Origin of the sequence: Burkholderia sp. Ax-1720 (genome assembly GCF_011753035.1) — a bacterium.
In the GTDB taxonomy this organism is placed as follows: Bacteria; Pseudomonadota; Gammaproteobacteria; order Burkholderiales; family Burkholderiaceae; genus Burkholderia; species Burkholderia gladioli.
The window spans coordinates 71668-77667 of the sequence record NZ_VWWK01000017.1; the positions used below are offsets into that span (position 1 = coordinate 71668).

Consider the following 6000-nt stretch of genomic DNA (forward strand, 5'->3'; position numbering starts at 1 on the left):
TCTTCACCTGTTGCGGGATCTGCTATCTCGTCGGGTTGCTGACGATGAGCCAAGCTATTTAGGATTTTGCTTCTGCTGCTGGCGAACCGAATACATCGAGCAATCTACTTCTGAAACACGTTGGCGTCACATGATTTTCTCGCGACTTCGCCGCGTCACGGCCCACGCCGTGGAGTCATGTTGTCGGCACCTGCCGATGCCGGCAACCAGGCCCCATCGACGTCGTGCACGGCAGGTTTCGCGCAATGATCCGTAAAGTCGTCTGTATCGTCCGATATCTCATCAGGCGTGAATTCGAAGAATCGTCCACGCAGACGCGGGTTGTTCCATGCGTATTCGGTGGTGCGGTGCGATTCCGTATTGAGGTGAGCTTCCTTGACTTGCCACTTACCGGTGAGGGTAGCTCTGTTCCAGTATCCCGATTTGGCAGGGAACGACTGGCACTGCTGCTACGTGACGCTCGAGCAGTGCGAGCAGCGCTTCACATGCCCGAAAGTGTTGCTGCGGCTGGGTGAGCAAATGTGGCGGGCAAAGAACGGCTGGCCCATCCCATGCTCAGCGTGAGTGTATTTTCGTTAGCCTATAGGCTATCAATCTACATTAATCTGCTAGCCTTTGGGCTATCAAAATATTGTCTCTTGCTGCTGTAGGCTATCGTTCAGCCATAACTCGGAAGCTAGTGACGGCGCCCAGTGCAAAAACTCGGAATCCGCGCGAGAACGATGCCCGGGGGAGAGGCGGTGCTGCGAGGAGAGAGGCAACAAACTGCAGGAGAAAGCGAAACGGGCGGGCCAAGGCCGAAGCCCCGGTCCGCCCGTTTCGAGAAACTCATTCGCTGACACCTTTTCCGGGAATTCCCCTTCAAAAGCAGGCGCTTTCAGGTTTTCGGATTAGAAGCGCTTACGCCGAGAAATCAACCGCTTGGAAGCGTGTAACGACTTCTGATCCGAATTTGCCACGGCAACCAGCCCTGATTACCCCCTCACTCCACCGTCACCGACTTCGCCAGATTCCGCGGCTTATCCACATCCGTTCCCCGCGCACAGGCCGTGTGATAAGCCAGCAACTGCAACGGCACCACATGCAAGATCGGCGACAAGGGCCCGTAATGCTCCGGCATCCGGATCACATGCAGCCCGTCGTCGTTGACGATATGCGTATCCGCATCGGCGAACACATAAAGCTCGCCCCCTCGCGCCCGCACTTCCTGCATGTTCGACTTCAGCTTCTCCAGCAGCGTGTCATTCGGCGCCACCGTCACCACCGGCATCGCCTCCGTCACCAGCGCCAGCGGCCCGTGCTTCAACTCCCCGGCCGGATACGCTTCCGCGTGGATATACGAAATCTCCTTCAGCTTCAGCGCGCCTTCCAGCGCGATCGGGTAATGCAGCCCGCGCCCGAGGAACAGCGCATTCTCCTTGCGCGAGAACTCCTCCGACCACGCGATGATCTGCGGCTCCAGCGCCAGCACGCTGTTCAGCGCCGCCGGCAGGTGCCGTAGTTGGCGGATGTAGTCGGCCTCGCGCGTCGCATCCACATGCCCGCGCACCTTGCCCAGCGTCGCGGCCAGCAGGAACAGCGCCACCAGCTGCGTGGTGAAGGCCTTGGTCGACGCCACCCCGATCTCGGTGCCGGCGCGCGTCAGGAACTGCAGCGCGGTCTGGCGCACCATCGCGCTGGTGGCGACGTTGCACACCGCGAGCGTGTGCTGGTGGCCCAGCGCCTGCGCATGCTTGAGCGCGGCCAGCGTGTCGGCGGTCTCGCCCGATTGCGAGATCACCACCACCAGCGCGCGCGGGTTCGGCACCGAGTCGCGATAGCGGTACTCGCTGGCGATCTCCACCTGGGTGGGGATCTTCGCGATCGATTCGAGCCAGTACTTCGCCGTCATGCCCGAGTAGTAGCTCGTGCCGCAGGCGAGGATCAGCAGGCTGTCGATCTCCTTGAAGGTGGCCGCGGCATCGTCGCCGAACAGCGAGGGCTCGAAGGCCTCCACCGGCGGGATGGTGTCGCCGATCGCGCGCGGCTGCTCGAAGATTTCCTTCTGCATGAAGTGGCGATACGGGCCCAGCTCGACCGCGCCGCCATAGGCGCTCACCACGCGGATCTCGCGCTCGGCGCGCGCGCCGTTGCGGTCGACGATCTTCACGCTGTCCAGCGACAGCTCGCAGACGTCGCCTTCCTCGAGGAAGGTGTAGCGATCGGTGCTGCCGGCCAGCGCGAGCGCGTCGGAGGCGAGGAAGTTCTCGCCCTCGCCGAAGCCCACCACCAGCGGCGAACCCTGGCGCGCGCCCACCACCGTGTTCGGCTGGTCCTTGTGGATCACCGCGATCGCGTAGGCGCCGTGCAGTTGCGCGACGGCCTCGCGCACCGCGGCGAACAGGTCGCCGCGATAGAGGCTGTGCACCAGGTGGGCGATCACCTCGGTATCGGTCTGCGAGACGAACTCGTAACCCTTGGCGCGCAGCCCTTCGCGCAGCGCCTCGTAGTTCTCGATGATGCCGTTGTGCACCAGGGCCACCGCGTCCGACGAGAAGATCGGGTGCGCGTTGTGGGTGACCGGCGCGCCGTGCGTGGCCCAGCGCGTATGCGAGATGCCGGTCACGCCCTCGAGCTGCGTCTCGCGCACCTGGGCGTCGAGGTCGGCCACGCGGGCCACGCTGCGCGCGCGCTTGGGCGCGCCGTTCTCGAGCACGGCCACGCCGCACGAGTCGTAACCGCGGTATTCCAGCCGGCGCAGACCTTCGATCAGCACCGGAACGATGTTACGTTGCGCAACTGCGCCGACAATGCCGCACATGGCGATCGATCCTCCGAAATGAGGAAGGCGCAACCCGTGTGCGCCTTCGAAACTGTTCTAACCCGTCGGGGCCGCCGCAGCCGCTGCAACGGCCCGCTTCCTCAGCCCTTCTTCTTGGTCGGGCGCACGTAGCCGGATTTCTCCGTCTGCGTCTTGTCGTTGAGCACCAGCTGGCCGTCGGCCACGTCCTTCCAGACGGTGGTGCCGGCCGCGATCGTCACGCCCTTGCCCACCCGCACCGGCGCGACCAGCTGCGTATCGGAGCCGACGAACACGTCGTCCTCGATCACGGTGCGGAACTTGTTCGCGCCGTCGTAGTTGCAGGTGATGGTGCCGGCGCCGATGTTCACGCGCGCGCCGATGTCGGCGTCGCCGATATAGGTGAGATGGTTGGCCTTCGAGCCGTGGCCGAGCACCGCGTTCTTGACCTCGACGAAGTTGCCCACATGGGCTTCGTCGCCGAGCGAGGCGCCGGGGCGCAGCCGCGCATAGGGGCCCACCACGGCCTGCGCGCCGACCTGGGCGCCGTCCAGGTGCGAGAACGCGTCGATGCGCGCGCCCTCGCCCACGCGGGCGTTGCGGATCACGCAGTTCGCGCCGATCGTCACGCCGTCGGCCAGCACCACCTCGCCCTCGAACACGCAGTTCACGTCGATCGAGACGTCGCGGCCGCAGGCGAGCGAGCCGCGGATGTCGATGCGCGCCGGATCGGCCAGCGTCACGCCGCCGACCAGCAGGGCCTCGGCCTGGTTGCGCTGGTGGATCCGCTCGAGCTCGGCGAGCTGCGCCTTGCTGTTCACGCCGAGCGTTTCCCATTCCTCGTCGGGCTGGGTGGTGACCACCTCGAAACCGGCCTCGATGGCCTGCTCGACCACGTCGGTCAGGTAGTACTCGCCCTGGGCGTTGTCGTTGCCGAGCGCGCCGAGCCACATCGCCAGCTGCGCGGTGGGCGTGACGACGATGCCGGTGTTGATCTCGGCGATCTTGAGCTGCTCGTGCGAGGCGTCCTTCTGCTCGACGATGCGCGTCACGCTGCCGGCGGCATCGCGCACGATGCGGCCGTAGCCGCTCGGGTCGTCGAGCGTGACGGTCAGGATCCCGTAGCGGGCGTCGGTGGCGGCCTCGGTCAGGCGCTTGAGCGTGCTCGCGCGCGTGAGCGGCACGTCGCCGTACAGCACCAGGGTCGGTTGGGCGGGGTCGAGCAAGGGCAGTGCCTGGCGCACCGCGTGGCCGGTGCCGAGCTGCTGTTCCTGCAGCGCGAACTGCACGTCGGGCGCGGCCACCGCGGCCTGCACCGCCTCGGCGCCATGGCCGACCACCACCACCAGGCGCGAGGGCGCGAGCGAGCGGGCGGTATCGATGACGTGGGAGAGGAGCGGCTTGCCAGCCAGGGGATGGAGCACTTTCGGCAGCGCGGAACGCATGCGCTTGCCGGTGCCTGCCGCCAAAATCACGATATTCATGGCGCCAGCGTGTCGGGAGAGTTCGGAGTTGCGGATTCTAGCACGCAGGGGTGCCGTCGAGAGGGGCCCCGATGCCCCGATTTTCCGTGGAAAGGCCCGCCGGGCGGGCCTTCCACGAACTTGTGAGCGCTTGTTACAGGTCGTCGAACTGGACGATCGAGATCGCTTGCCCGTCGCCCTTGCCGGCACCTGCATCGGTGCCGCAAGGGTCTTCGTCGAAGGCGATGTCGCCGGCCGGATCGGCCACGCCGGTGGCGCGCAGGTCCTTGAACGGGAACAGCGTGGTGTCCATCAGGTGCGAGGGCACCACCGCCGACAGCGCGTTGAACATGTTGTCGACCCGGCCCGGGAAGCGCTTGTCCCAGTCGCGGATCAGCGCCTTCATCTCGGCGCGCTTCAGGTTCGGCTGGCTGCCGCAGAGGTTGCAGGGGATGATCGGGAATTCGCGCAGCTCGGCGTACTTCTCGAGGTCCGTTTCCTTCACGTAGGCGAGCGGGCGGATCACCACGTTGCGGCCGTCGTCGGACTGCAGCTTGGGCGGCATGCCCTTGAGCTTGCCGCCGTAGAACATGTTGAGCAGCAGGGTCTGCACGATGTCGTCGCGATGGTGGCCGAGCGCGATCTTGGTCGCGCCGAGCTCGCCCGCCACGCGGTAGAGGATGCCGCGGCGCAGCCGCGAGCACAGCGAGCAGGTGGTCTTGCCCTCGGGCACCAGCCGCTTGACGATGCTGTAGGTGTCCTGGTTCTCGATATGGAAGGGCACGCCCACCTGCCGCAGGTACTCGGGCAGCACGTGCTCGGGGAAGCCCGGCTGCTTCTGGTCGAGGTTGACCGCGACGATCTCGAAGTCGATCGGGGCGCGCTCGCGCAGGCGCAGCAGCACGTCGAGCATCGCGTAGCTGTCCTTGCCGCCCGACAGGCAGACCATCACCTTGTCGCCCTGCTCGATCATGTTGTAGTCGCCAATCGCCTGGCCGACCTGGCGCACGATGCGCTTGAACAGCTTGTTGTTCTCGTAGGCTTCCTTCTGCTCGCGGCGCGTCAGCGCGCGGCGGCCGGCTTCGGCCCCGGCTTCGACGGCCTCCACGGCCTCGTGTTGTGCGGGGGTATGGGGCGCATTCATGCTCGCTCCTCGTCCTTGATGCGAAAGACCTCGACGCCCACTGCGTCGCAATCGGGGTAGGCGTCCGGTTTCTCGGTGGAGACGCGCACCGCGCGCACCGCCTGGTGCGCGAGCAGGCGCGCGGCGATCGAGTCGACCAGCGTTTCCTGCAGGTGGATATGGCCGCTCGCGATGCAATGCGCGACGGCCTGCTTCATCAGATCGTAGTCGATCACCTCGCGCAGCTTGTCCTTGAGCGGGGTGGTCAGGGCGAGCGGCACGAACACGTCGATGTTGATCACGACACGCTGTTCGCCACGCTTCTCGTGCTCGAACGCGCCGATACGCATGGAGACCTCGTGGTCACGCAGGTAGAGCCTGCGGCAGTCGGCGAGCCTGGGGTGCAGGAGGGCGGAAAACATGGTCGGTCCAGTCAAATAGGCGTGCTAACACGCGAAATGGCGCGCTCGGCGCGCCGGTCCTCAGGCTTGGCCGGCCGCGGGCGGGGCGAGATGCTCGCCGCCGTCCACGCTCAGCGTGGCGCCCGTCACGCCCGGCGCATCGGCCAGGTAGCAGGCGGCCGCCGCCAGTTCGTCGGCATGCGGGGCGCGCCCGCGCACCAGCGCCGCGACCCG

At 66.1% G+C, this 6000-nt stretch carries 4 protein-coding genes and 1 pseudogene; all 5 read right to left on the bottom strand.

Translation table 11 applies throughout. The features are described from left to right. Positions 1 to 982: 982 nt before the first annotated feature. Entirely contained in the window at positions 983 to 2800 is a 1818-nt protein-coding gene (gene glmS / locus F3J18_RS08430; protein ID WP_166912490.1) for a glutamine--fructose-6-phosphate transaminase (isomerizing), read from the bottom strand. A 101-nt stretch (positions 2801 to 2901) separates the two neighbouring features. Next, positions 2902 to 4263 carry a bifunctional UDP-N-acetylglucosamine diphosphorylase/glucosamine-1-phosphate N-acetyltransferase GlmU gene (gene glmU / locus F3J18_RS08435; RefSeq protein ID WP_013699589.1) on the bottom strand — a complete coding sequence of 454 codons (1362 nt, stop codon included), beginning with the start codon at positions 4261 to 4263 and terminating at the stop codon, positions 2902 to 2904. Positions 4264 to 4396: 133 nt separating this feature from the next. Further along, complete coding sequence (gene ttcA, locus F3J18_RS08440; RefSeq protein WP_166912492.1) at positions 4397 to 5386, bottom strand: tRNA 2-thiocytidine(32) synthetase TtcA; 990 nt, start codon at positions 5384 to 5386, stop codon at positions 4397 to 4399. Beyond that, on the bottom strand, positions 5383 to 5787 hold the full coding sequence (locus tag F3J18_RS08445) for a dihydroneopterin aldolase (protein ID WP_013699587.1): 405 nt from the start codon (positions 5785 to 5787) through the stop codon (positions 5383 to 5385). Before F3J18_RS08445 ends, ttcA begins: the two co-directional genes overlap by 4 nt. 60 nt (positions 5788 to 5847) lie before the next feature. Beyond that, a pseudogene (locus tag F3J18_RS08450) lies at positions 5848 to 6000 on the bottom strand (short-chain dehydrogenase); the annotation flags it as partial.

Excerpts from the sequence above, each read along its gene's own strand:
- F3J18_RS08445 (WP_013699587.1), bottom strand. The coding sequence starts at position 5,787 with ATGTTTTCCGCCCTCCTGCACCCCAGGCTCGCCGACTGCCGCAGGCTC.
- glmU (WP_013699589.1), bottom strand. The coding sequence starts at position 4,263 with ATGAATATCGTGATTTTGGCGGCAGGCACCGGCAAGCGCATGCGTTCC.
- glmS (WP_166912490.1), bottom strand. The coding sequence starts at position 2,800 with ATGTGCGGCATTGTCGGCGCAGTTGCGCAACGTAACATCGTTCCGGTG.
- ttcA (WP_166912492.1), bottom strand. The coding sequence starts at position 5,386 with ATGAATGCGCCCCATACCCCCGCACAACACGAGGCCGTGGAGGCCGTC.